Origin of the sequence: Lysobacter concretionis Ko07 = DSM 16239 (assembly GCF_000768345.1) — a bacterium.
GTDB classification, from domain to species: Bacteria; Pseudomonadota; Gammaproteobacteria; order Xanthomonadales; family Xanthomonadaceae; genus Novilysobacter; species Novilysobacter concretionis.
This window is the reverse complement of sequence record NZ_AVPS01000007.1, coordinates 1-24,524: the sequence shown is the minus strand read 5'-3', so window position 1 is coordinate 24,524 and position 24,524 is coordinate 1. Positions and strand designations below refer to the sequence as shown.

At 68.3% G+C, this 24,524-nt stretch carries 18 protein-coding genes and 2 pseudogenes; 11 read left to right on the top strand and 9 right to left on the bottom strand.

The window, feature by feature from the left end; translation table 11 throughout:
* Nucleotides 1-38: 38 nt before the first annotated feature.
* Both N792_RS09425 and speE read right to left on the bottom strand, forming a co-directional pair.
* Nucleotides 39-1,958: a diguanylate cyclase gene (locus N792_RS09425; protein WP_191150481.1), complete on the bottom strand. Its 1,920-nt coding sequence runs from the start codon at nucleotides 1,956-1,958 to the stop codon at nucleotides 39-41.
* A gap of 94 nt (nucleotides 1,959-2,052) precedes the next feature.
* A complete protein-coding gene (gene speE / locus N792_RS09420; protein WP_036194431.1) occupies nucleotides 2,053-2,904 on the bottom strand; it encodes a polyamine aminopropyltransferase in 852 nt (283 codons plus the stop codon).
* 211 nt (nucleotides 2,905-3,115) lie between these two features.
* Here speE and speA point away from each other — a divergent pair, with 211 nt between their 5' ends.
* Both speA and N792_RS09410 read left to right on the top strand, forming a co-directional pair.
* Entirely contained in the window at nucleotides 3,116-5,005 is a 1,890-nt protein-coding gene (gene speA, locus N792_RS09415; protein ID WP_036194430.1) for an arginine decarboxylase, read from the top strand.
* Between the two features lie 268 nt (nucleotides 5,006-5,273).
* Nucleotides 5,274-6,128 carry an NAD(P)-dependent oxidoreductase gene (locus N792_RS09410; RefSeq protein WP_036194665.1) on the top strand — a complete coding sequence of 285 codons (855 nt, stop codon included), beginning with the start codon at nucleotides 5,274-5,276 and terminating at the stop codon, nucleotides 6,126-6,128.
* A 33-nt stretch (nucleotides 6,129-6,161) separates the two neighbouring features.
* Here N792_RS09410 and N792_RS09405 read toward each other — a convergent pair whose 3' ends face one another.
* A complete protein-coding gene (locus N792_RS09405; RefSeq protein WP_036194429.1) occupies nucleotides 6,162-6,992 on the bottom strand; it encodes an SPOR domain-containing protein in 831 nt (276 codons plus the stop codon).
* Nucleotides 6,993-8,693 carry an arginine--tRNA ligase gene (gene argS, locus N792_RS09400; protein WP_036194427.1) on the bottom strand — a complete coding sequence of 567 codons (1,701 nt, stop codon included), beginning with the start codon at nucleotides 8,691-8,693 and terminating at the stop codon, nucleotides 6,993-6,995.
* Between the two features lie 238 nt (nucleotides 8,694-8,931).
* Between argS and N792_RS14015 the strand changes: the two genes are divergently transcribed.
* Entirely contained in the window at nucleotides 8,932-9,102 is a 171-nt protein-coding gene (locus N792_RS14015; RefSeq protein WP_156969368.1) for a hypothetical protein, read from the top strand.
* Nucleotides 9,103-9,219: 117 nt separating this feature from the next.
* Nucleotides 9,220-10,632, top strand: a complete 1,413-nt coding sequence (locus N792_RS09395; protein ID WP_198025588.1) for a phospholipase D-like domain-containing protein — start codon at nucleotides 9,220-9,222, stop codon at nucleotides 10,630-10,632.
* Nucleotides 10,633-10,764: 132 nt separating this feature from the next.
* Here the strand turns inward: N792_RS09395 and radC are convergent, their stop codons facing one another.
* Nucleotides 10,765-11,439, bottom strand: coding sequence for a RadC family protein (gene radC / locus N792_RS09390; protein WP_036194425.1), 675 nt, complete (start codon nucleotides 11,437-11,439; stop codon nucleotides 10,765-10,767).
* A gap of 297 nt (nucleotides 11,440-11,736) precedes the next feature.
* Here radC and coaBC point away from each other — a divergent pair.
* The 3 genes and pseudogenes from coaBC to N792_RS09375 all read left to right on the top strand — a co-directional run bounded on the left by coaBC (nucleotide 11,737) and on the right by N792_RS09375 (nucleotide 15,976).
* A pseudogene (gene coaBC, locus N792_RS09385) lies at nucleotides 11,737-12,989 on the top strand (bifunctional phosphopantothenoylcysteine decarboxylase/phosphopantothenate--cysteine ligase CoaBC).
* A 157-nt stretch (nucleotides 12,990-13,146) separates the two neighbouring features.
* Nucleotides 13,147-13,605, top strand: a complete 459-nt coding sequence (gene dut / locus N792_RS09380) for a dUTP diphosphatase (protein ID WP_036194424.1) — start codon at nucleotides 13,147-13,149, stop codon at nucleotides 13,603-13,605.
* 37 nt (nucleotides 13,606-13,642) lie between these two features.
* A complete protein-coding gene (locus N792_RS09375; RefSeq protein ID WP_036194423.1) occupies nucleotides 13,643-15,976 on the top strand; it encodes a phosphomannomutase/phosphoglucomutase in 2,334 nt (777 codons plus the stop codon).
* A gap of 230 nt (nucleotides 15,977-16,206) precedes the next feature.
* Here the strand turns inward: N792_RS09375 and N792_RS09370 are convergent, their stop codons facing one another.
* Together N792_RS09370 and pyrE are read right to left on the bottom strand one after the other, a co-directional pair.
* Entirely contained in the window at nucleotides 16,207-16,899 is a 693-nt protein-coding gene (locus N792_RS09370; protein WP_036194421.1) for a hypothetical protein, read from the bottom strand.
* Nucleotides 16,900-16,971: 72 nt separating this feature from the next.
* Nucleotides 16,972-17,649, bottom strand: a complete 678-nt coding sequence (gene pyrE / locus N792_RS09365) for an orotate phosphoribosyltransferase (RefSeq protein ID WP_036194419.1) — start codon at nucleotides 17,647-17,649, stop codon at nucleotides 16,972-16,974.
* A gap of 140 nt (nucleotides 17,650-17,789) precedes the next feature.
* Here pyrE and N792_RS09360 point away from each other — a divergent pair, with 140 nt between their 5' ends.
* The 3 genes and pseudogenes from N792_RS09360 to N792_RS09350 form a co-directional block, all read left to right on the top strand.
* A complete protein-coding gene (locus N792_RS09360) occupies nucleotides 17,790-18,602 on the top strand; it encodes an exodeoxyribonuclease III (RefSeq protein WP_036194418.1) in 813 nt (270 codons plus the stop codon).
* The gene (locus N792_RS09355; protein WP_425478874.1) at nucleotides 18,599-19,909 is read left to right on the top strand and encodes an AmpG family muropeptide MFS transporter; all 1,311 of its coding nucleotides are present in this window, start codon (nucleotides 18,599-18,601) and stop codon (nucleotides 19,907-19,909) included. Before N792_RS09360 ends, N792_RS09355 begins: the two co-directional genes overlap by 4 nt.
* A pseudogene (locus tag N792_RS09350) lies at nucleotides 19,906-20,112 on the top strand (hypothetical protein); the annotation flags it as partial. The gene N792_RS09355 and the pseudogene N792_RS09350, both read left to right, overlap by 4 nt.
* Before the next feature lie 172 nt (nucleotides 20,113-20,284).
* On the opposite strand, the gene N792_RS09345 reads toward N792_RS09350, so the two are convergent.
* Both N792_RS09345 and N792_RS09340 read right to left on the bottom strand, forming a co-directional pair.
* Nucleotides 20,285-21,415, bottom strand: a complete 1,131-nt coding sequence (locus N792_RS09345) for an anhydro-N-acetylmuramic acid kinase (protein WP_036194416.1) — start codon at nucleotides 21,413-21,415, stop codon at nucleotides 20,285-20,287.
* A gap of 107 nt (nucleotides 21,416-21,522) precedes the next feature.
* A complete protein-coding gene (locus N792_RS09340; protein WP_036194414.1) occupies nucleotides 21,523-22,962 on the bottom strand; it encodes a M23 family metallopeptidase in 1,440 nt (479 codons plus the stop codon).
* Nucleotides 22,963-23,127: 165 nt separating this feature from the next.
* Between N792_RS09340 and tyrS the strand changes: the two genes are divergently transcribed.
* Nucleotides 23,128-24,369 (top strand): tyrosine--tRNA ligase, encoded by a 1,242-nt coding sequence (gene tyrS / locus N792_RS09335; RefSeq protein WP_052103888.1) that lies wholly within the window; start codon nucleotides 23,128-23,130, stop codon nucleotides 24,367-24,369.
* Nucleotides 24,370-24,524 lie beyond the last annotated feature (155 nt).

The window sequence follows — 24,524 nt, the reverse complement described above, 5'->3', positions numbered from 1 at the left end:
AGTTCGCCGGTGGTTGCACTCGCCATGTTGCGATCGGCTCAGGGCTCGACCTCGGTCCGGTTTCGTCCGCCGGCCTTGGCCCGATAGAGGGCGACGTCGGCGCGTTGCGCGAGTGCCGCCAGGTCGTGGTCCTCGTCGCGCAGCGCAGTCAGGCCGAGGCTGATCGAGGCCCGCAGCTCCGTCGCGGGTTCCTGGAACCGCAAAGACTCGACACCCTGGCGCAACCGCTCGGCGACCTCCACCGCTTGTTCCAGTCGGGTATCAGGAAGCACCACAAGGAACTCCTCGCCGCCCACGCGTCCCAGCAGGTCGAATTGCCGCAGTGCGGAAGCGCATGTCTTTGCGACTCGCACCAGTACCTCATCGCCGACGGCATGGCCGAAGCCATCGTTGACCTTCTTGAAGTGATCGACATCCAGACTCAGGACGCACAACGCCCTGGATCGCTCACGGGCATGGGCAATCGCCTCGTTGCCCATGCGTTCGACCCGGCGACGGTTGGCGACGCCGGTCAAGGGGTCGGTCATGGCCAGTACCCGCAGCCGGCGCAGTCTGCCGAGCTGACGTGCGGCAAGTGCTCCCAGTACCGCCAGCAACAGTCCGGCCAGTCCGATGGCGACCCATTGCCAATGCCGCATCCGCATCAACGCCTGCAACTGTTGCTCGCGTGCTTGCTGATCGGCCAGTAGACGGCGGTTTTCCATGTCCCGGCGGCTGGCGTCGAACTGCTGGCGCAACACCGCAGTCTGCTCGCTGCGCATGTTCTCGGTCAGCGTTTCGCGCAGGGCGGTGTACTGCTTGTAGTCGGCGAGCGCCCCGGCATCGTTGCCCAGCGCTTCGTGACTGTCGGCGCGGGCTCGATAGAGGCGCGCGAGATAACGCTGGTTGCCGCTGCGCTGCAGTTCGGCGAGTGCCTGCCCGTAGTGCTCCAAGGCACGGTAATGGTTGCCCATGCCGGCTACCGCGATGCCGCGCAACAACTGGAGGTCGCCGGCGCTGCTGGTGTCGTCGATCGAGGTCAAATCGGCAACGGCCTGATCCAGCACGACCAGGCCCTCGCGGTAGCGCTGCTGGTTGATCATGGCCGTCGCCAGACCGATCCGGGCGAATCCCTGATCCTGGCGCATGCCGGTTCGCTCGCTGGCGATTTCCAGTGCCTGGGTGAAGGTCTGTTCGGCCTGTTGCGGCTGATGGGTATCGTCGTGCAGGAATCCCAACTGCATCAGCGCCGTGAACAGCTCGGTCCACTTGCCGCCGCGCAAGGCGGCCTCGCGGGTTTGGCGCAGATACTCACCGGCCTTCGCGTATTCGCCCATGCGGCGGTACACGGTGGCGATGTTGATCAGGTTTGCCTCGGCCAGGGCGTTCTTGCCCGCGATGCGGTAATGGTTCTGCGCAGCAAGGAAGTCGAGCAGCGCATGTGCCTGTTCGCCCTGCAGCGAGTGCAGTGACCCTCGTTGCGCGAGGCTGTCGCCGAGGGCGGCCTGGAGGCCGGCTGCGCGAGCCAGCGAGATGGCCTGGTCAAAGTCGGTCAAGGCATCCGCCGGTGTCTGCGAGATGCCGCGTGCCAGACCGGCACATAGCAACAGGCGAACCTGGATTTCAGCCGCATCCACGCGTCTGGCCCGGAGGAGCGCCTGCTCGACAACCTTCAACGCGGCGACAGGATCCTGCCGGAGCGTGTGCGCACACTGCACCGCGCGGAAATCCAGCTCGCGCAATGTATCGCCGGTGGGCAGCGACGCCCGCAGTTGGTCCAGCTCCTGCTGCAGGTTTGCCGCGTCGAGCGAGTCGAACTGCCCGCTCTGGAAGCGCTGCAGTTGGCGGTCGAAAACGTGCGCCAGCCCGGTCTTCGGCGCGCGCCCGTCCGGCCGTTCCTGTGCGGTCACGGGAAAACCGACCAGCCACATGGCCAGCGCCAGCGCCATGACGGTGCACCGCGACAGGCAAGTGGACATGTGCTTCCCCTGGATGGATCGATGAGCCGGAGGTGCCTGCATCCCCGGCCGCCCGCCACCCGCCGCCGGTCGGCGCGCGTCCCGCGTTACCGGTTCACTCGCCCAGCGCTTCGGCCACGAACGGGGGCAAATGCATGGCACCCAGATGGATATCGGCACTGTAGTAGCGGGACTTGAACGGGCGCGCCCGCGCATCGTCCTGGCGGAAATCGAAACCCTGTCCCTTGCGCGCCAAGGTGCAGCTCCACCAGCCGGTCGGATAGCACGGCTGCGGGAACGGCAGGGTCTGGAACGTCGTGAAACCGGCCTTGCCCATCTCCGCGCGCATCGCCTTGATCAGGTCCAACAGCACCAGCGGCGACTCGGACTGCTGCACCAGGATGCCGTCGTCCTTCAACGCCCGGAAGCAGGACTCGAAGAACGCCTTGTTGAACAGCCCTTCCGCCGGGCCGACCGGATCGGTCGAGTCGACGATCACCACGTCCAGGCTGTTGGGCGCGGCGTTGGCCATGTACGCAATGCCGTCGTCGAACAGCAGTTCCGCACGCGGATCGTTGTTGGAATCGCACAGCTCGGGGAAGTACTTCTCCGCCATCCGGGTGACCTGCTCGTCGATGTCGCACTGCACCGCACGCTCCACGCCGGGGTGCTTGAGCACCTCGCGCAGCGTGCCGCAGTCGCCGCCGCCGATGATCACCACCTGCTTCGGATCGGGGTGGGTGAACAGCGCCGGGTGCGACATCATCTCGTGATACAGGAAGTTGTCGCGCGAGGTCAGCATCACCGCGCCGTCGATCAGCATCAGGTTGCCCCAGTCGGTCGTCTCGAAGATCTCGATCTTCTGGAACGGCGACTGCACCTCGTCCAGCTTGCGGGTGATGCGGTAACCGATCGCCGAGCCGGACGGCTCGAAGTTCTCGTAGTGCCAGGTCGTATTGGAGGTCATTGCAGTTCGTCCAGCGTAGTGAGCCACAGTCGGCAGGCGGTCAGGCGGAGCGATTGCCGCGATGCTGCGGCGGGATCGCTCCGGGAGGGGTGCGGATTGTAGCGAACGCGGCGGTATCGACTGTCAATGAGCCGGGTTCCGGTGGCCTGCTCACCGGGCGGCGCACCGGGAACGATAGAATGCCCGTCCCCACACTGCCGGTAGCAAGCCGATGTCCCACTGGTCGCTGGATCAGGCCCGCAAGACCTATTCGATCCCGCATTGGAGCGAAGGGTATTTCGACGTCGACGACGCCGGCCGGGTGACCGTGCGGCCGACGGGCGCCAACGGTCCGGCGGTGGCGCTGCCGGAGGTGGTCGACCAGGCGCGCGCCAACGGCGCCAAGCTGCCGCTGCTGGTGCGTTTCCCGGACATCCTCGGCGACCGGCTGGGCAAGCTGCAGGGCGCGTTCGTGCAGGCGATGGCGGAGGCGGACTATGCCGGCGGCTACACCGCGGTGTACCCGATCAAGGTCAACCAGCACGAAGGTGTCGCGGGCACCCTGGCCTCGCACCACGGCGAGGGTTTCGGGCTGGAGGCCGGCAGCAAGCCGGAGCTGATGGCGGTGCTGGCGCTGAGCCGGCCGGGCGGGCTGATCGTCTGCAACGGCTACAAGGACCGCGAGTACATCCGCCTGGCGCTGATCGGCCGCAAGCTCGGGATGGAGACCTTCATCGTCATCGAGAAGCCGTCCGAGCTGGCGCTGGTGATGGAAGAGTCGAAGGCGCTGGGCGTGAAGCCGGGCCTGGGCGTGCGCATGCGCCTGGCCAGCCTCGGCGCGGGCAAATGGCAGAACAGCGGCGGCGACAAGGCCAAGTTCGGCCTGACCCCGCGCCAGGTGCTGGACCTGTGGAAGTGCCTGCGCGACACCGGTATGACCGACTGCCTGGGCCTGCTGCATTTCCACATGGGTTCGCAGATCTCCAACGTGCGCGACATCGCCAGCGGCATGCGCGAAGCCACGCGCTACCTGATCGAGCTGTCGAAGCTGGGCGCGAACGTGCGCTACATGGACGTCGGCGGCGGCCTCGGGATCGACTACGAGGGCACCCGCTCGCGCAGCTACTACTCGATCAACTACGGCGTGCAGCAGTACGCCTCCAACATCGTCCAGCCGCTGGCCGAGGCCTGCGCCGAGCACGGCCTCACGCCGCCGCGGATCGTCACCGAATGCGGCCGCGCGATGACCGCGCACCACGCGGTGCTGGTGGCCAACGTGTCCGAGGTGGAGCCCGCGCCCGAGGGCCGCGTGCCGGACCTGCACGACGACGAACCGGCGGTGATCCGCCACCTGCGCGGCATCCACGCCGAGCTGGACGCGCGCCCGGCGGTCGAGCTGTTCCACGAGGCCGTGCACTTCCACAACGAGGGCCTGACCGCCTACGCGCTCGGCCAGATCGACCTGGCCCACCGCGCCCGCATCGACGACCTGTTCTACCTGATCGCCCACGGCGTGCGCGAGCGCCTCAGCGCCGGCGAGAAGAGCCATCAGGCGGTGCTGGATGAGCTCAACCAGCGGCTGGTCGACAAGTACTTCGTCAACTTCAGCGTGTTCGAGTCGATGCCCGACGTGTGGGCGATCCAGCAGGTGTTCCCGATCATGCCGATCGAGCGGCTGGACGAGGCGCCGCAGCGGCGCGGCGTGATCGCCGACCTGACCTGCGACTCCGACGGCCGCATCGACACCTATGTCGGCAACGAGACGCTGGACACCTCGATGCCGATCCACTCGCTCAATCCCGGCGAGAGCTACCGGCTCGGCTTCTTCCTGGTCGGCGCCTACCAGGAAATTCTCGGCGACATCCACAACCTGTTCGGCGACACCGACGCGGTCGCGGTCCGGCTGACCGGCGATGGTTACGAGCTGGTCCAGCAGCGTCGCGGCGACACCACCGACGTGATGCTCGACTACGTCGGCTACAAGCTCGATGAGCTGCGCGCGAACTACCGCGCCAAGGTCGCCGCCGCCGGCCTGCCGGCCGATGAGGCCGATCGCCTGAACGCCGCGCTGGAAGCCGGCCTGACCGGTTACACCTACCTCAGCGATGAGCCGCTGACATGACCGGCATGGATTGATGCGGGCCGCCGCCCGGTGTTGACGGAGCCGGGTTGGGCCCTGCACGCCGTACTGGCGGCTGAAGATGTATTGAAAGCAACGCCGATCAAGTACCTCCAACCCGTCATCCCGCGAATACGGCAACCCGGAATCTTTGGTCTTCAAAGGCCGGACGTCAGTGGGTCCCCGCTTTTGCGGGGATGACGGCACTCTTTCAACGTTGCCATTGAAATCAACGCCCGTCGAGGGCACGAGGAACTGCATGGGCAATCACATGAAAGCCGGATTCATCGGCCTGGGCGCGATGGGCGCGCCGATGGCGCGTTACCTGCATGCGCGCGGTCTGCTGACCGCGGTCGGCAACCGCACCCAGGCGAAGGCCGATGCGCTGGCCGCCGAGCTGGAAGTGCGCGCCGCGCGCTCGCATGACAACTTCGCCGACTGCGACGTGGTCGCGCTGTGCGTGTCGCTCGATGCCGACGTGCTGGAAAACGTCAATGCGCTGGCGCAGGTGCTCCGGCCGGGGTCGGTGGTGGTCGACCACTCCACCGTGTCGGTGCAGACCGCCCGCCGCGCCGCGGCGACGTTGCAGGCGCAGGGGATTGGCTTCGTCGACGCGCCGGTGTCGGGCGGCGTGGAGGGCGCGCGCAACGGCAAGCTGTCGGTGATGGCCGGTGGCGAGGAGGCGTCGGTCGACAAGGTGCGCCCCGTACTGGAGGCCTACGCCAGCCGGATCAGCCACATGGGCGCGACCGGTGCCGGCCAGGCGACCAAGGCGGTCAACCAGGTGCTGGTTGCCGGTATCAACGAGGCGGTGTGCGAGGGCCTCGCGCTGGGCGAGAAGCTGGGCCTTGACCCGGAGCGGTTGTTGCCGACCCTGATGGCGGGCGCGGCCGGCAACTGGTTCCTCGACAAGCGCGGCGCCTCGATGCTGCGCGGCGAGTTCGCGCCCGGTTTCAAGAGCGCCCACATGCTGAAGGACCTGCGCATCGTGCAGGACATCGCGCGCGAGGCGGCGATCCGCCTGCAGACCCTGGAACTGGCGTTGGCCGACTACACCAACCTGGTCGACCACGGCCACGGCGATTCCGACACCTCGGTGCTGATCAAGCTCAAGCGCGGCAGCTGACGCACCGCGCGGGCCGGAACTCTACACCAACGGCTACTGGACCTTGATCGCCATCGCGGCCATGCCGCTGTTGGCGAGCTTGCGCTTGGCATCGGCGAGGTCGCTGGCGGTCCCGTACGGCCCCATGCGCACGCGGTAGACCGTGTTGCCGTTGATCTGGGCCGACTCGACCCGCGCACTGAGGCCGATCATCGCGATGCGCGCCTTCAATTCCTCGGCCGGGCCGGAGGCCTGGAACGCACCGGCCTGCAACAGGTAACGGCTGCCGTCGCCCAGGCCGGCTGCCGTGGCCGGGTTGTCCTCGGGTCGGGTCGCGGCGGTGGCGGTTGTGCTGGCCGCCGATGTGGGGGCGGCGCTGACAGGGGCCGGAGTCGCGGCCGGGGTCGGCTCGACCGCAACCGGCCGCGGCAGCGCGAGGTCGGCCGCATCCGGATGGGGCGTTGGCAGATCGGCGCGCGCCGGTTGCTCGCCGCGCAGCAGGGCGGCCGCGCGCTGGGCTTCGGCACGCTGTGCCTCGGCGCGTTCGGTGGCGGCCAGTTCGGCGTCGCTGACGGCCACTTCCTTGCCCGGCAACAAAGTGTAGAAGTCGTATTTCGGGGCTTCGCCGGCGGGCACCGCAGGCGTATTGGCCGAGCCGGGCCGGGTGATGCCGATGTCTTCCTCGCCCGCGGCCACCGGGGCCGGTTGTGCATCCGGGTTGGGCTGCGGGCGGAAGAAACCGTCGCCGTCGGACTTCAACAGCTTCGGCATCAACAGGATGACCGCGATGGTCAGCACGATGCCCAGCACCATCCATGCCCAGCCGGGCAGGCCGTTGTTGCTTTGGTTGCGTCGTGCCTGGGACTTGCCGCGCCGTGCTGCCACTTACATCACCTCGGGGGCGCTGACGCCCAGCAGTTCGAGACCGTTCGCCAACACCTGGCGGGTCGCCATCGCCAGTACCAGCCGCGCGTTGCGCTGGTCGGCATCGTCGACCAGGAACTGGTGGTCGTTGTAATACGACTGGAACGTCTGCGCCAGTTCCAGCAGGTACGCGGCCAGCTGGTGCGGTTCCAGGTCACGTCCGGCGGTCGCGACCACGTCCGGGTAGCGCAGCACGGTGACGACCAGTTCGTGGGTCGCCGCGTCGTCTTCCAGCGGCAGTTGCAGGCCGGCCTCGCGGTCGAACGACAGGCCGCGCTCGGTCAGCTGGCGCATCAGCCCGCACATCCGCGCGTGCGAGACCTGCACGTAGTAGACCGGATTGTCGAGCGACTGGCTGCGGGCCAGGTCGATGTCGAAGGTCAGCTGCGAATCGGGCTTGCGCGCGACCAGGAACCAGCGGGTCGCGTCGCGGCCGGCCTCGTCGACCAGGTCGCGCAAGGTCAGGTAGCTGCCGGCGCGCTTGGAGAGCTTCACCTCCTCGCCGCCGCGCATCACCGTGACCATCTGGTGCAGCACGTACTCCGGCCAGCCCTGCGGGATGCCGGCATCCAGCGCCTGCAGGCCGGCACGCACGCGCGCCAGCGAGCCGTGGTGGTCGGCGCCCAGTTCGGTGATCGCGCGCTCGTAGCCGCGCTGCCATTTGCTCAGGTGGTAGGCGACGTCGGGCACGAAGTAGGTGTAGGTGCCGTCGGACTTGCGCATCACGCGGTCCTTGTCGTCACCGAAATCGGTGCTGCGCAGCCACAGGGCGCCGCCTTCCTCGTAGGTGTGGCCGTTGGCGGTCAGCGTGGCGACGGTTTCCTCGACCTTGCCGTCGGAGTACAGCGAGCTTTCCAGGAAGTACACGTCGAAGCCGACGCCGTACGCCTCCAGATCGCCGTTCTGTTCACGGCGCAACCACGCTACGGCGAAGCGGCGGATCGCGTCGAGGTCGTCGGGGTCGTTCGCGCCGGCGACGGTCTGGCCATCCAGTTCCACCGATGCGCCGTCCAGGTACGCCTGGGCGACATCGGCGATGTAGTCGCCGCGGTAGCCGTTCTCGGGCCAGCCGGCGTCGTCGGGCGCGATGCCGCGTGCGCGTGCCTGTACCGACAGGGCGAGGTTCTCGATCTGCACGCCGGCGTCGTTGTAGTAGAACTCGCGCGCCACGTCCCAGCCGTTGGCGGCCAGCACGCGGGCGATGCAGTCGCCGATCACCGCCGCGCGGCCGTGGCCGACATGCAGTGGTCCGGTCGGGTTGGCCGACACGTACTCGACGCCGGCGCGGTGGCCGCGACCGCTGTCGTTGCGGCCGTACGCTTCGCCGCGGGCGAACAGCTCGCCCAGCTGGCGGCGCCAGGCGCTTTCATCGACGTGGAAGTTGATGAAACCCGGCCCGGCGATCTCGATCTTCGCGATATCGCGGTTGGCGGGCAGGGCATCGACGATGGCCTGCGCCACCGCGCGCGGATTCGTTTTGGTTCCGCTCCTGCCGGCGTGTTTAGCCAGCAGCATCGCCGCGTTGGTCGAGAAGTCGCCCTGGGCCCGGGTCTTGGGACGCTCGATCACGAAATCGGGGGTTTCGAGGTCGGCCGGCAGGGTGCCGGCGCAACGCAGGGCGTCGACGGCTTGCGTGACCAGGGCATGGAGGGTGGCTTTCACGAGGGCTCGGCAGATGCTACGGAACCGGGCATTTTACCTGCTTCCGGACCCATCGTCCGGATGGCGGCAGGAATCGAAAATGCGCTCACGCCGCCGCCGGTCGCGCCGAGCGGGAACCGCCCGCCCGGTTCCGGCGAGCCGTTTCCAATGCGAGGTCGTGCCGTCCTTCACCGGGGAAGAACCGCGTGCCGTGCTATCCCGGCAGCAGGTTTCGAGCCACCCACACAGGAGCCAGCCCATGACCCGCAAAGTTGCCCAGGACCACGCAGCCCAACGATGGTTTGCCAAGAGCTTTCTGGACCAGTTGCGCAGCGAACAGATCCAGATGCTGCTGGTCCAGCAGCAGGAGCAGATCGCGCTGCTTGCCCGGCTGTTGGCGAGGTCGCGCGATCCCGACAGTGGTCGCTGACCGTCATCGCCGTTGATTGCCGTGCCTTTGATTGTCGCGGACTTCGCGGCAAGCGCGAATGCGCACACCACAGTCCGCGTGGATCACCACCCGTTCGGGGAGTTGCCAATGCCTGGAATGTTCAGCTTTTTCGCGACTGCGCATCTGGCCGCGGCCACCATCGGATTGTTGGCCTATGTGCTGGCGACGCGAATCGGCCGGCAGAGACGGCATCCGTCCGCCGCCATCGCTTGGGTGCTGGCGATGGTGGCGTTCCCGTATGCGGGGGTGCCGCTGTTCCTGCTGTTCGGGACCCGCAAGATGGTGCGCCCGGTGCATGGCCCCGGCCTCCCGGGATTGGGCGCCGGCACGGGTGCGTCGTCCGCGCCGCCGTGGGCACGGCAACTCACCGCCGGGCTGTCGCTGCCGGCAGCGTGTGCGAATCGCCGCGTGGTGCTGCTGGCGGACGGGCCAGCCGCGCTGGATGCATTGCTGGCGCTGATCGCGGGCGCGCAGGAACGGCTGGATCTGTGCACCTTCGTTTTTGCCGACGACAGCGTGGGTCGGCGCGTTGGCGATGCGCTGCTGGCCAGTGCGACACGTGGCGTGCGCGTGCGGGTATTGCTGGATGCGATCGGCAGCCAGAGAACCCCGCGCGGCCTGCGTCGGCGGCTGGTTGCCGGCGGCATCGCGCTGCGCTGGTTCATGCCGATGCTGCACAACCCGGTGCGCGGGCGCAGCAATCTACGCAACCACCGCAAGCTGGCCATTGCCGACGGTCGGCGACTGTGGAGCGGTGGGCGCAACATCGCCGCCGAGTACTTCACCGGCGGTCCGGCGGCGCCGGCGTGGGACGACCTGAGCTTCGTCGTCGACGGCGCGCTGGCCACGGATGCATGCAGCGTGTTCGGGCAGGACTGGCGGCTGGCCGGCGGTCGCGTGGAGGCCGGGCAGCCGCTGTTGTCCGGACCGGAGGAGACGGGAAACGGTTCCACGCAACCGGTCTGCACTGACTCCATCCCCGTACAACTCATTCCGAGCGGCCCGGACCGCGCCGACGACACTGTCTACGCATTCCTGCTGACGGCCGTGTACCAGGCGCAGGTCCGAATAGCCCTGGCAACGCCGTATTTCGTCCCCGACGACGCGCTGCTGCAGGCGCTTGCGATTGCCTGCCGGCGCGGGATCCGGGTCACCTTGCTGATGCCACGCTGGTCCAACCATCGTCTGGCGGACTGGGCGCGCGAGCGGGCATTGCGCGAACTCGCCGCCGCCGGCGCGGTCATCCGCCTGTCGCCGCGCATGGCGCACGCCAAGCTGGTGATCGTGGATGAGGCCGTGGCGCTGTGCGGTTCGGTCAATCTGGACGGGCGCAGCCTGTTCCTGAATTACGAGCTGACGACGGCGTTCTACGGGAGCGCCGAGATCCGCGGGTTTGCGCAGTGGTTCGAGCGCCAATCCGGCCAGGCGCGATCCTATGTGTTGCGTCCGCCTTCCTGGCCACGCGATATCGTCGAAGGCGTGGTGCGTTCGGTGGCGTTCCAGTTGTAGTGGATCCGGTCGCGTGCGCCGATCGCGATACGACGCGCCATCGGGACCGGCCGATGAGCGTGTGATCGGCCGGCCTTTGTGCATCCGGAGCCTGGCCTGCGTCATCAGTACGGCCCCGTATGACTCCTGCCATCACACCCAGCCGCGTGCGGCCAGCGAGACCGGCGGGCCGTCGGCGATCACGAAATGATCCAGCAGGCGCAGGTCCACCAGCGCCAATGCCTGCTTGAGCCGGGCGGTCACCGCGCGGTCGGCGGCGCTGGGCTCCGGGTTTCCGCTCGGGTGGTTGTGGCCGACGATCACCGCCGCCGCGTTGTGCGCCAGCGCGCGCCGCACCACTTCGCGCGGATGCACCTCGGCGCCGTCGATCGTGCCGCGGAACAGTTCCTCGAACGCGATCGCGCGATGCCGGGTGTCCAGAAACAGCACCGCGAACACCTCGTGCGGCAGTCCGCGCAACCGCTGGGCGAAGTAGCGGCCGGCCGCCTGCGGGTCGCTGAGCGCGATACCACGCTCCAGTTCCGCCGACAGCTGCCGGTGACCGAGCTCCAGCCCCGCCGCGATCGCGCAGGCGCGCGCCGGGCCGATGCCGGGGAGTTTCGCCAGGTCCGCCGGGCTGCGCTCGAGCAGCGCCCGCAGCGGGCCATGCATCCCGAGCAGTTCGCGCGCGGTGGTGACCGCATCGCGGCCGCGCAGGCCCGAGCCCAGGAAGATCGCCAGCAGCTCCGCATCCGACAGCACTCCGACCCCGCGGGCCATCAGCTTCTCGCGTGGACGTTCCGCGGCGGGCCAGTCTCGTATGTGCATCGGTGTCCTCATGATGGTGTGGCGGTTGGTCGGCAGCCGTGGGCAAGCAGCGCTTTGTCGCCGCCGATGGCAAGTCGGCGACCGGACAGGCAACGGGCGGCAGGCCGGATGCGTCGGAACAAATCGAAGCGGGGCGGGCCGGTGCGCGATGAGGTCGGGGAAGCCGCGTCGCGCCGTTTCCGCCCCCGCTTCGGCAACGTCCCCAGCCTGCAGGCTGCACGGTGTCGGTCCTATCGGGCGCCAACGCCGCTTCGGGTAAGCTGGCCATCGCTCTGGGCGGTAGGAATTTCCTTAAACATGTCTTCGCTACAGGAACAGAAAATCCTGCTTTGCGTGTGCGGTGGCATCGCCGCGTACAAGGCCGCCGAGCTGGTGCGGCGACTCGCCGCGGCCGGTGCGCAGGTGCAGGTGGCGATGACCGACAACGCCCAGCGGTTCGTGGCTGCGACCACGTTCCAGGCGCTGTCGGGCCGGCACGTGCGCACCTCGTTATGGGACGAGGCCGCCGAGGCCGCGATGGGGCATATCGAGCTGGCGCGCTGGCCGGACCGGATCGTGATCGCCCCGGCCACGGCCAACACCATCGCCAAACTTGCCCACGGGTTCGCGGATGATCTGGTCAGCACCCTGTGCCTGGCCACCGATGCGCCGATCGCGATCGCCCCGGCCATGAACCGGCTGATGTGGGCCCACGCGGCGACGCGGGCCAACGTCGACACCCTGCGCGGTCGCGGCGTGCTGGTGCTGGGCCCCGGTGCCGGCGACCAGGCCTGCGGCGAGGTGGGCGAAGGCCGTCTGCTGGAGCCCGAAGAGATCGTCAGCGCCCTGGCCCAGGCCTGCGCATGAGTGCCGATGGGTTGACCGGACGGCATGTCGTGGTGAGCGCGGGTCCGACCTATGAGGACATCGACCCGGTGCGTTTCCTGGGCAACCGCAGCAGCGGCAAGATGGGGTTCGCGATCGCCGCCGCCGCCGTGCGCCGTGGTGCCAGGGTCACCCTGGTCGCCGGCCCGGTGGCGCTGCCGACACCCGGGGCCGGCGAGGGCGACCTGCGCCGGATCGATGTGCGCTCCGCCGCGCAGATGCATGCCGCGGTCTTTGCCGCGATGCCGGCGGATGTCTATATCGGCGCGGCCGCGGTGGCCGATTTCACCCCGCAGCAGGTGGCGACCGGAAAGATCAAGAAACAGCCCGGCGAACCCGGCTTGACCCTGCAACTGGTGCGCACCCGCGACATCCTCGCCGACCTGGCCGGGCATGGGCTGCGGCCGCGCGTGCTGGTGGGCTTCGCCGCCGAGACCCACGACATGGAGCGCTACGCGCGCGGCAAATTGTCGGACAAGCGGCTGGACCTGATCGCCGCCAACCGGGTCGGTATGGCGGGCTCGGGGTTCGAGAGCGATGACAACGCGCTGGTCGTGTACGGCGCCGGCCTTGAATGCGCGCTGGGCCCGGCACCGAAAATCGAACTCGCCGGGCGCCTGCTGGATCTGGTGGCGCAGCGGCTGGAGGACGACAGCCCGGCGTCAGGCATGGCAGAGACCCGGTGAAGCTCGTTTTTGCCCGCGGACCAACCCTGACCGACAACGCTGTCGCGGCTCCGGACTTCCCGGACGCCGCAGCGCGGCGCGTATACGATCCGCTTTTCCCGCGCGTCCCTCTCCATCGACCGCCCGTGGCTGCGGCGACACCATCACTGGATCCTTCATGCAGCACACCCTCGAACTGAAAATCCTCGACCCGCGTTTTGGCGGGCAATGGCCGTTGCCCGAGTACGCGACTGCGGCCAGCGCCGGACTCGACCTGCGTGCGGCGCTGGACGAGCCGCTCACGCTGTTGCCGGGCGATGCGGCGCTGGTGGCGTCGGGGCTGGCGATCCATATCGGCGATCCGTCGCTGTGCGCGGTGATCCTGCCGCGTTCCGGGCTGGGCCATAAACATGGCATCGTGCTGGGCAACGGCACCGGCCTGATCGACGCCGATTACCAGGGGCCGTTGATGATCAGCGTCTGGCATCGCGGCAAGGAGCCTTTTACGATGCAGCCGGGGGATCGCATCGCCCAGCTGGTCTTGCTGCCGGTCGTGCGCGCACAGCTGCAGGTGGTGGATGCATTCGAAACCAGTGCCCGCGGCGCCGGTGGCTTCGGCCATACCGGCGTGCGCTAGGCGCGGTTCGCGGAAATCCAAGGGGAAAAGCAACGTCATGGTCGATATCAAGGTCACCCGTCCGCAGCTGTCGCTGGAATCACTGAAACCCCTGCTGCCGGCGTTGGTGGTCGCGTGCGCGGTGCTGGTGTTGTGGTTCGGCTGGAGCGGCTGGCAGCAGCAGCGCGACGTTTCCCGCCGGGCGACGCTGGAGCAGTCCCGCGATGGCGCGGTGCAGGCGATCACCGCGGCATTGCTGGACGAGCAGAAGCGTTTCGTCGAGCAGCTCGCCCGCCCCGGACTGGTCGCGGCCGCCACCGCCGGCGACTTCGAGCACGCGGCCGAACTGCTCACTTCGGGCTGGCCCGGTGCCAGCGACGGGGTGGTGCTCTCGCCCGAGCTGGACGCGGGTTACGCGGCCTTGCCGAAAGGCGGCTACGGCCGACTGGCGGCGATGGAAGCGTCCCTGGCCGATGACAAGCCGGTGGTCTGGGTGCTGCGCGACGGCAAGGAACTGAAGCTGGCGCTGGCCGCGCCGGTCCACGGTGATGGCCAGATCCGCGCGGTCGCCCTGGTGCACCTGCCGTTGCAGCGCGTCGCCGATCCGGTCACGTCGGCGCAGGTGCCCGGTGACACCTATCTGGCCTTGCGGCAAGGGCGGCAAAGCGTGGTCGAGCGCGGCGATGCGCGGCTGGCCGGCGGTGCCGAGGCGCTGGCGACGAAGGTCCCGGGCAGCAGCCTGCGGGTTGCCGCGGGCGTACCGTACCTGGCTTTTTCCCCGTTCGGGATGGGCGCGATGGCCTGCTTCATCACCGCCTTTGTGTTTGCCCTGCTGGCGCTGCTGTTCTCGCGCGGGCCGGCGTTGCTGGCGCGGCGGCGCGGCGCGGGCGATGAGCACGACGATGCCGACCTGCCCGAACAGACGCTGCAGGAATCCATCGATCAGGGAATCCCGCCAGCCGCGCCGGCCCCGACCGGCGAGGTGGCCGGGGCGAGGCCGGTCGGTGCGGTGGTCGAGCTGGACCGCAGCATCTTCCGGGCCTACGACATCCGCGGCGTGATCGGCCAGACCCTGGATCCCGCGGTGGCGGAACTGATCGGCCACGCGATCGGCTCGCTGATGCACGACAAGAGCCTGAAGGACATCGTGGTCGGCCGCGACGGCCGCCTGTCCGGCCCCGACATGGTCGATGGCCTGGTCGCCGGCCTGCGCAAGGCCGGTCGCAACGTCATCGATATCGGCCTGGCGCCGACGCCGCTGGTCTATTTCGGCGCGTTCCACCTGCGCACGGGCTCATGCGTGTCGGTCACCGGCAGCCACAACCCGCCCGACTACAACGGCTTCAAGATCGTCATCGGCGGCGAGACCCTGTCGGGCGACGCGATCACCGACCTGTACGCGCGCATCGCCGACGACCGGCTGTACACCGCGCCGGTGGAGGGCGGGCTGGAGCTGCGCGACATCAACGACGACTACATCCAGCGCGTCGCCTCGGACATCCAGATCGACCGGCCGCTGAAGGTGGTCGTGGATGCCGGCAATGGCGTCGCCGGCGAGCTGGGCCCGGCCGTGCTGACCGCGATCGGCGCCGAGGTCATACCGCTGTACTGCGAGATCGACGGCACCTTCCCGAACCACCATCCCGACCCCAGCGAGCCGCACAACCTGGTCGATCTGATGCAGATGGTCGAGCGCCTGGATGCCGACCTGGGCATCGCGTTCGACGGCGACGGCGACCGCCTCGGGGTGGTTACCCGCGACGGCCACAACATCTTCCCGGACCGGCTGCTGATGCTGTTCGCCGCCGACGTGCTGGAGCGCAACCCGGGCGCGCAGATCATCTTCGATGTGAAATGCACCGGCCGCCTGCCGGGCTACATCCTGCGCCACGGCGGCAGTCCGCTGATGTGGAAGACCGGCCACTCGCTGATCAAGTCGAAGATGCGCGAAACCGAGGCCGAGCTGGCCGGCGAGATGAGCGGCCACTTCTTCTTCAAGGAGCGCTGGTACGGATTCGACGACGGCATCTACGCCGCCGCCCGCCTGCTGGAGATCCTCGCCGCGCAGCCGGACCGGCCCAGCGATGTGCTGGACGCGCTGCCCGATGGCATCTCCACTCCGGAGATCAAGGTCGATGCGCCCGAGGGCGACCCGCATGCGTTCGTGGAACGGTTTCTCGCCGAGGCCACGTTCGACGCTGCGCGGTTGTCGGTGATCGACGGCCTGCGCGCCGACTGGCCCGATGGCTGGGGCCTGGTGCGCGCGTCCAACACCACGCCGGTGCTGGTGATGCGTTTCGACGCGGACAACAACGAGGCGATGGCGCGGATCAAGGCTGCATTCCGCGGGCAGTTGCTGGCGCTGCGACCCGACCTGGAGCTGCCTTTCTAAGGAGCCCGGGACACCACGGAACTCGGGACCACTTCGCCCCGCCGGGGCACGGCGACCGTCGTTCCCCGCGAAAGCGGGGCGAGGTCGAGCGGGCCGCCGACTCGGGCCCGATCGAATGCCCACGCGGCACGTGAATGCCCGCGCGGCACGCGCGCGGGCCGGGGGATCACAACATCAAGACCCCGTGACTCCAGACCCTGGCAAGCAAGGCCCGGGGAACCCGCTGCGCTTCAGCTGCGGCCGGCGCCCGCCGGCACCTTCAGCTCGCGATAGCGCTCCAGGGCCGAGGCGAGTTCCTGGTCGATCGTGCCGCGCTCCTGTAGTTGCCGTTCCAGCAGCATCTGGTGGCGTCGCAACGCATCGTGCTGGGCGCTGATCTTGTCGGCCAGCGACTTCGCCACCGGCTTGCCCTCCAGCTCGGTTTCGCTGGCGCGCTGCAGCAGGTTCAGCAGGCTGCGCCGGGTTCCGTCGATGCCGAGCCGGGAGGTCTTGATGCTGGAGTCGATCAGCCCGATCCGGTTCTCGAAGTTCCGCTGCAGGTCGGCTTCGCTGGCGAACGAGACCACCATCGCCTGCTCGCGCCGGGCCCGTTCGGCCGCCGTCCAGGCCGCTTCCTTCGCGCGCTCGGCCTCCAGCTCGGCGATCGCGCGCTCGGCCTCGGTGGGGGCGCGCTCCAGATGCTTGATCGCCATGCCGCTGGGGCTGAATTCGGTGCGCGGGTTGTCGACCGCGCTGGCCGGCAGTGCATCGCCGCAGACCTTGCTGCCATCGACTTCCCAGCAATAGATCTTCTTCCCGGTGGCGTTGGGTTGCGCCCGTTGCGCCTTCTGCGCCATCGCGGGCATGGCCGCCAGAAGCAGGCCGACGGCCAGCGCGCCGGTGGCGAGCAGGGCAGGACGTGTGCGGGATGAGACGGTATTCATGGCGAGCCGGTTACCCATAACGGTCAACAGACCATATCAAGCAAGACCCGGGCCAAACCTGCTGCGATACGTTCAGGCGTCCGGGCTGCTGCCGTATTCGGCGCGATAGGCAAGCAGGCGCTCGTGCTGGCCCGCCAGGTCGCTGGAGTCGCCGGCCAGCACCAGCAGGTCGGCCAGGCTGGCGACCGCGACCACCGGAAGTCCGTACTCGATTGCGACAGTTTGTGCCGCCGAACGTCGGCTTCGGGAAGGGTCGACGGCTTCCTGCCGGTCCAGTGCGATCACGATGCCTGCAACGCTGCCGCCGGCCTGATCGATGATCCCCAACGCTTCGCGGATCGCGGTGCCGGCGGTGATCACGTCGTCGACGATCAGCACCCGTCGACCGTCCAGCGGGGCACCGATCAGGCTGCCGCCTTCGCCGTGCGCCTTGGCCTCCTTGCGGTTGAAGGCCACCGGCAGGTCGCGTCCGCGGCGCGCGTACTCGCAGGCCAGCGCGGTCGCCAGCGGGATGCCCTTGTAGGCCGGCCCGAACAGCAGGTCGAACTCACCGATCACCCCGGCCGTCGCCGCTGCCTCGATCGCATCGGCGTAGCAGCCCGCCAGTCCGGCCAGCGCGACACCGGAGTCGAACCGCCCGGCGTTGAAGAAGTACGGACTGGTGCGGCCGGATTTCAGGGTGAATTCGCCGAAGCGCAGCGCCTGGGCGCGCAACGCGAGCTGCAGGAAACGGGAGCGGTGGTCGTGCATGGGGCACCGGAGGCCGGAAACAGGGGCCGATGATAACGAGGCGATGCCGGGGTGTGGCACAGCGCCCGGTCGCGCGGCGATCGCTACGCTATCCTGCGGCGCTGGGCCCGCGCCCGTTTCGTCCATCTTTCCGGTACGCCATGCGCATCATCAGCTTCAACGCCAATGGCCTGCGATCGGCGGCCAAAAAAGGGTTTTTCGACTGGTTCCGCGAGCAGGACGCCGACCTGCTGTGCGTGCAGGAAACCAAGGCCCAGGAGCATCAGCTCAGCGGCCCGGACGGGCTGGATCCCGCCTTCCTTCCAGACGGCTACCGCGCGTTCTTCCGCGATGCGACCACCAAGAAGGGTTACAGCGGCGTGGCGATCTACAGCCGCCGCGAACCCGATGAGGTCCGCACCGCGCTGGGCTGGGCGCCGTTCGATGAGGAAGGCCGCTACATCGAGGCGCGCTTCGGCAATCTCAGCGTGGTCTCGTTCTACATCCCGTCCGGCTCGTCGGGCGAACTGCGCCAGGGTTTCAAGTTCGAGGTGATGGACTGGCTCAAGCCGCACCTGGACGAGTGGCTGGCCAGCGGCCGCGACTATGTGCTGTGCGGCGACTGGAACATCGTGCGCACCGCAATGGACATCCGCAACTGGAAATCCAACCAGAAGAATTCCGGTTGCCTGCCGCCCGAGCGCGACTGGCTCAACGGCCTGTGCGGCGAAGGGCGCGACGACGGTCATGGCTGGGTCGATGCCTACCGCGCGCTGCATGCCGACGGCGAGGACTACACGTGGTGGAGCAACCGCGGCGCGGCGTATGCCAACAACGTGGGGTGGCGGATCGATTACCAGCTGCTGACCCCGGCGCTGGCCAGGCGGGTGCGGAGTTGTTCGATCGCGCGTGAGCCGCGGTTTTCCGACCATGCGCCGTTTACCGTCGACTACGCGGAAAGCCCGGCCGGATGAGCACCGCGGTCGCGCCGCGCAAGCCCTCGGCCTGGAAAGCGTTCGCCGAGCCTTCGGCCTGGACGATGTTCTTCTTCGGCTTCGCCTCCGGCCTGCCGTTCCTGCTGGTCGCCGGCACCCTCGCGTACTGGCTGCGCGAGGACGGCCTGGAACTGTCCGACATCACCATGATCGCCAGTGCCGGTATGGCGTACTCGTTCAAGTTCCTGTGGGCGCCGCTGGTGGACCGCTGGCGCCTGCCGTTGTTCGGCCGGCTCGGCCAGCGTCGCGGCTGGCTGCTGCTGACCCAGCTGCTGGTGATGGGCGGCCTGATCGCGATGGCCGGCGTCAGCCCGGACCGGCTCGGGCTGTTCGTCGGCCTGACCGTGATGGTCGCGCTGGCCGGCGCCACGCTGGACATCGCGGTCGATGCCTACCGGATCGAGATCGCGCCCGCCTCCGCGCAGGGCGCGCTGGTGGCGACCTATTCGCTGGGTTACCGGATCGCGCTGATCGTGACCGGCGCGCTCGCGCTGGTGCTGGCCGACCACGCCGCATGGCCGGAGGTGTACCGGGCGATGGCAGCGGTGATGCTGATCCCGATCGTGGCCAACCTGCTGGCGCGTGAGCCGGCCGTGATCCGCCTGCGTGCGCAGAACTGGGCGATGGCGATGCGCGAAGGCGTGGTCGAGCCGTTCGCCGATTTCTTCCGCCGCTTCGGTGGCCGCGTGGGCCTGACGGTCCTGGCCTTCATCCTGCTGTTCAAGATTTCCGACCAGGCCCTGGTGGGCGGCATCATCGGGCCGTTCTACCTCGACCAGGGCTTCAGCAAGACCGAGATCGCCGCGGTGTCCAAGGTCTACGGGATCTGGGTCGGCATCGGCGGCGCGTTTGTCGGTGGCCTGGCCGTCGCGCGCTGGGGGGTCGCCTGGACGCTGCTGGTCGCGATCGTGCTGGGCGCGGTGAGCAACCTGCTGTACCTGCTGCTGATCGGCGCCAACGGCGATGTCGGCATGCTGACCCTGGTGATCTCGGGCGAGAACCTCGCGCAGGGCTTCCTGGGCACGGCGGCGGTCGCCTACCTGTCGGCACTGGTCAACCAGCGCTACACCGCGACCCAGTACGCGCTGTTTTCATCCCTCATCACCCTGCCGGGCAAGGTGCTGGGGTTCTATTCCGGCCGCATTGTCGAGGCGGTAGGCTACGCGCCGTATTTCCTGCTCACCACGGTGCTGGTCATCCCGGCGGTGGCGCTGTTCCTGTGGCTGCGTCCGCGCGTCCATCTGGGCGATGATGTGGGGGCCTCGCACACGGAGGGAGAATCATGAACGAGACCGTATTGCTGGACATGGATGCCGTGCTGCTTGAGCGCATACGCCGACTGGCGGGCGCGAAGGGCTGGAGCCAGCAGGAGGCGATAATGCACCTGCTGGAGCACGGCTTGTTCGCGTGTGAAGTGGAAGTCGCCGCGCGTTTGGACGATACCGACGCGGTCGCCTTGCAGGAGGCCATCGCGGCGCTGGAACAGATCGACAACGATCCCGGGTTTTCGTTGATCGGTCGGGTGGGTACACCGGATGCCGGCGCCACCGCGGAGGGTGCCGGGCGAACGGATGACGCGCCTTCTGCGGATCGGCATTACTGACATTCAGCGGGTCGAGGCTCCGGTTGAAGAAGCACCGTCGAAATCGCCGTAAAGCCGCTCAGCCCGCCGGATAGACCACACCCAACACCCGCGGGCCGCGGGCACCGGTGACACCGGGCAGGTTGCCGGGCAATCCGGCCAGGGTCTGCCGCGCCAGCCAGGCAAACCCGATCGCCTCGACAAAATCGGGATCCATGCCGTGGGCCGCGGTGGACTCGATCGCCATGCCGGGCAGGTGCGCGCCAATTCGTTGCAGCAACCGCGCGTTGTGCACGCCGCCGCCGCAGATCAGCACGCGCCGGGTCGCAGGCTGCAGCGCCAGCAACGCGTCGGCGACGGTGGTCGCGGTCAGCTCCATCAACGTGGCCTGCACATCCTCCGGCCGCTCCGTGCCGTCCAGCCGCTCCTGCAACCAGGGCAGGTGGAACTGCTCGCGGCCGGTGCTCTTGGGCGGCGGCAACGCGAACCACGGATCCGACCGCAGCCGCGCGAGCAGGGGCGCATCGACCCGGCCGCGGGCCGCGAACGCACCGTCGGCGTCGTAGGGCTGGCCCAGCATGCGTTCGCACCACGCATCCATCAGCGCATTCGCCGGGCCGGTGTCGAAGCCGCGCACCCGGTTGCCGGCACCGGCCGGCAGCAGGGTGAAATTGGCGATGCCGCCCAGGTTGAGGACCGCGCGGTCTTCGTATTCCGAGCGCAGCATCGCCGCATGCAGGGCCGGCAGCAGCGGCGCGCCCTGGCCGCCGGCCGCCATGTCGCGGCGGCGGAAATCGGCCACGGTTGCGATGCCGGTGCGTTCGGCGATCAGGTTGCCATCGCCCAGTTGCCAGGTGAACGGATGGCGGCCATCGAAGTCCGCGCCCTGCGGCCGATGGCGTACGGTCTGGCCGTGCGAGCCGATCGCACGCACCTGCGGCGCGCCCACGCCGGCCTCTTCGATCAGCTGCAGGGCGGCGGTGGCGAAGGCCTCGGCGATCCGCACGTCCAGCGTGCCGAGCTCCTCGATCGACTGCGCCGCCGCGCCCTGCCCCAGTTCGATCAGGCGTGCGCGCAGCGCCGGATCCCAGGGGTAGGTGCGGCCCAGCAGCAGGCGGCAGTCGTGCTCGCCATCAAAGCGCACCAGCGCCGCGTCGATGCCGTCGGCGCTGGTGCCGGAGATCAGGCCGATGAACAGTTCGCCGTCCATGACAGCGGGCCGGAGCGATAAACCAGCGGGCCCGGTCGGATGCTGCTCCGCCGGGCCCGCGTTGTTGGATGTCATGGGAGTTCCGCTCGAAGGAGTTCCACTCGACGTCAGGCTTGCTTGTCCGTGCCGGCCGATGGTTCCGGCTTCGTCGTCGGTGCAGCCTTGGCGACCTGCGCATTGTTCTTCAGCAGGTTCTCGACTTCCTGGATACGCGCCAGCGCCGGTGCGGTCTGCGCACGGAACGCGACCAGCGCCGCGCCCTTCAGCGGCTCGGGCGGCGGCATCGTCACGTTGAGCGGATTGCGGTGCACGCCGTTGATCCGGAACTCGTAGTGCAGGTGCGGTCCGGTGGCCAGGCCGGAACTGCCGACATAGCCGATCACCGTGCCCTGTTTGACGCGCTGGCCGGCGGTGTACTTGCCGAAGCGCGACATGTGCGCATACAGGGTGGTGTAGCCGCGGCCGTGGTCGAGAATCATGGTGCGCCCGTAGCCGCCCTTCCAGCCGACGAACTGCACGCGCGCGTCGCCCGCGGCCATGATCGGCGTGCCCGAGCCCGCACCGTAATCCACACCTTGATGGGCGCGGGTGCGGCCCAGGATCGGGTGCTTGCGGGCGCCACTGAATCCCGAGGTGACGCGCGCATACGGAATCGGCATGCGGATGAAGGACTTCTTCAGCGGCCGGCCTTCGGCGGTGTAATAGCCGACCTTGCCCTCGTGTTCGAAACGGAAGCCCGCATAGGTCTTGCCACCGGTCGTGAACGTGGCCGCGCGGATCTCGCCGCTGCCGACGCGCTCGCCCTCGCGCCATACCTGGTCGTAGACCACGCTGAAACGGTCGCCCTTCTGCGCACCGCTGAAGTCGATGTCGTACTTGAAGATCTCGTCGGTCATCGTCGCGATCGCGGACGGCGACAGGCCAGCCTTGCGGGCGGCGGCATACAGCGAGCTGCTGATCTCGCCGCTGCTCACGGTGCTGCGAAGCTCGGTCGGACGCTCGATCACCCGTTGCTCGATCGCGTCGCCGCGCAGGCTCAGTTCCACCTGATGACCGGCATCGCGCTCATAGCGGAAGCGGCGCAGCGTGCCGTCGACAAGATCGAACGCCAGTTCCGCACCGGTGCTCAAGCGGGTCAGCGCCGGCTTCGCACCCGGCTGCTCGAGGATGCGGTGCATCGTGCTGGACGGAATGCCGAGTTGCTGGAACACCGCGCCCAGGGTCTGCCCGCTTTGCACGCGGACCAGTTGCCAGTGGCTGTCCGGATGCGCGTGCGCCGGCTTCAGCGTGATCGGCGGCAACGGCAATGCCATCGAGTGGCGCGGCGCGTGCGTGGAGCCGGCCTGCAGATCGCCAAAACCCGGCACGATGGCGGCGACCAGCAGCGCGATCGTGGCGAACAGGCTCGCCTGCACCCATTGCCGCCGGGACCAGCGGCCATTGAATCCATCGGAGAGGTGACGTGCCAGCACCGGTCGGTGCAGAGCGGCTTCGCGCAGGTCTTTCAGGCGTTTGCGCCGGCTTGGACCGGAATCAGGTGCTGTCATCAAAGGGTCTCCCGCGCACAGGATGTGAAGGTGGCGTGGCGGCGTTACGATAAGCACGTGAGCTGTGTGCGTCAAACCCTTGACCTGAATAGGGTTTTTGCAGCGAAGCGCCTCCATTCCCAATCCATGACGGTGATCACGAAGCGGTCACCGCCCCGCCCATCAATGAGCCCACCCAACGTGCCTGCCAAGATTTCCCCGTCCATTGAAACCGCCCTCGAACTGATCGGCCGGGGCGCCGACGAGATACTCAAGCGTGACGAACTGATCGCCCGGCTCCAGCTGGGCAGGCCGTTGCGGATCAAGGCCGGCTTCGACCCCACCGCACCGGACCTGCACATCGGCCACACCGTCCTGCTGAACAAGCTGCGCCAGTTCCAGGACCTCGGTCACCAGGTGATCTTCCTGATCGGCGACTTCACCGGAATGATCGGCGACCCCAGCGGCAAGAACGTCACCCGCAAGCCGTTGAGCCGCGAAGACGTGCTCGCCAATGCCGAGACCTATGCCGACCAGGTGTTCAAGGTGCTGGACCGCGAGCGCACCGAAGTGCGTTTCAACTCCGAGTGGTTCGGCAAGATGACCGCCGCGGACATGATCCGCCTGGCCGGGCAGCACACCGTCGCCCGCATGCTGGAGCGCGACGACTTCGCCAAGCGCTACGCGGCGCAGCAGTCGATCGCGATCCACGAGTTCCTGTATCCGCTGGTGCAGGGCTACGACTCGGTCGCCCTGGAGGCCGACGTCGAGCTCGGCGGCACCGACCAGAAGTTCAACCTGCTGATGGGCCGTGGCCTGCAGGAGCATCACGGCCAGTCGCCCCAGGTCGTGTTGACGATGCCGCTGCTGGAAGGCCTGGACGGCGTGCAGAAGATGAGCAAGTCGCTCGGCAACTACATCGGCATCGACGAGCCCGCGATCGACATCGTCACCAAGACGATGAAGATCGACGACGTGCTGATGTGGCGCTGGATCGAATTGCTGAGCTTCGAGATATCGATCGCGGAGATGGACGTGCTGCGGCAGCAGATCACCGCCGGCCAGCTCAACCCGCGTGACCTCAAGTTGCGGCTGGCGCGGGAACTGGCCGCGCGCTTCCACGATGCCGCAGCGGCCGAGCAGGCGGTTGCCGGCTGGAACGCCGCCGTGCGCGGGCAGGGCGATACCGCCCAATTGCCTTTGCGCGACGTGGCGGTGCCCGATGAAGGCGTACGCATCGCGGCATTGCTGACCGCGGCAGGACTGACCGCCAGCAACTCGGAAGCCAATCGCAAGCTCAAGGAGCGGGCGGTGCGGATCGACGGCGAAGTGGTGGAGGATGCCCAGCGCGTGTTCACACCGGGTTTCGAAGGTGTGCTGGCGGTCGGCAAGCGGACCTTTGCCCGCGTGCGGTTGGTGGCCGCCTGACGCCCCGTAGGAGCGAAGGCAGGCGGTTCCCCACTTATTTTGCCGAACCCCTTCCCAGCGCCGCGGAAGGTGTGCACAATGCGCGGCCCGGTTGGACGGTCGGCAGGAAGTTCGGCGGGGTGGATGGGACGGATCGGCATCGGGTGTTGACGTTG

What these genes read in the sequence shown, in the direction of transcription:
- N792_RS09425 (WP_191150481.1), bottom strand. Translation starts at nt 1,958, where the DNA reads ATGTCCACTTGCCTGTCGCGGTGCACCGTCATGGCGCTGGCGCTGGCC.
- speE (WP_036194431.1), bottom strand. Translation starts at nt 2,904, where the DNA reads ATGACCTCCAATACGACCTGGCACTACGAGAACTTCGAGCCGTCCGGC.
- speA (WP_036194430.1), top strand. Translation starts at nt 3,116, where the DNA reads ATGTCCCACTGGTCGCTGGATCAGGCCCGCAAGACCTATTCGATCCCG.
- N792_RS09410 (WP_036194665.1), top strand. Translation starts at nt 5,274, where the DNA reads ATGAAAGCCGGATTCATCGGCCTGGGCGCGATGGGCGCGCCGATGGCG.
- N792_RS14015 (WP_156969368.1), top strand. Translation starts at nt 8,932, where the DNA reads ATGACCCGCAAAGTTGCCCAGGACCACGCAGCCCAACGATGGTTTGCC.
- N792_RS09395 (WP_198025588.1), top strand. Translation starts at nt 9,220, where the DNA reads ATGTTCAGCTTTTTCGCGACTGCGCATCTGGCCGCGGCCACCATCGGA.
- radC (WP_036194425.1), bottom strand. Translation starts at nt 11,439, where the DNA reads ATGCACATACGAGACTGGCCCGCCGCGGAACGTCCACGCGAGAAGCTG.
- dut (WP_036194424.1), top strand. Translation starts at nt 13,147, where the DNA reads ATGCAGCACACCCTCGAACTGAAAATCCTCGACCCGCGTTTTGGCGGG.
- N792_RS09375 (WP_036194423.1), top strand. Translation starts at nt 13,643, where the DNA reads ATGGTCGATATCAAGGTCACCCGTCCGCAGCTGTCGCTGGAATCACTG.
- N792_RS09370 (WP_036194421.1), bottom strand. Translation starts at nt 16,899, where the DNA reads ATGAATACCGTCTCATCCCGCACACGTCCTGCCCTGCTCGCCACCGGC.
- pyrE (WP_036194419.1), bottom strand. Translation starts at nt 17,649, where the DNA reads ATGCACGACCACCGCTCCCGTTTCCTGCAGCTCGCGTTGCGCGCCCAG.
- N792_RS09360 (WP_036194418.1), top strand. Translation starts at nt 17,790, where the DNA reads ATGCGCATCATCAGCTTCAACGCCAATGGCCTGCGATCGGCGGCCAAA.
- N792_RS09355 (WP_425478874.1), top strand. Translation starts at nt 18,599, where the DNA reads ATGAGCACCGCGGTCGCGCCGCGCAAGCCCTCGGCCTGGAAAGCGTTC.
- N792_RS09345 (WP_036194416.1), bottom strand. Translation starts at nt 21,415, where the DNA reads ATGGACGGCGAACTGTTCATCGGCCTGATCTCCGGCACCAGCGCCGAC.
- N792_RS09340 (WP_036194414.1), bottom strand. Translation starts at nt 22,962, where the DNA reads ATGACAGCACCTGATTCCGGTCCAAGCCGGCGCAAACGCCTGAAAGAC.
- tyrS (WP_052103888.1), top strand. Translation starts at nt 23,128, where the DNA reads ATGAGCCCACCCAACGTGCCTGCCAAGATTTCCCCGTCCATTGAAACC.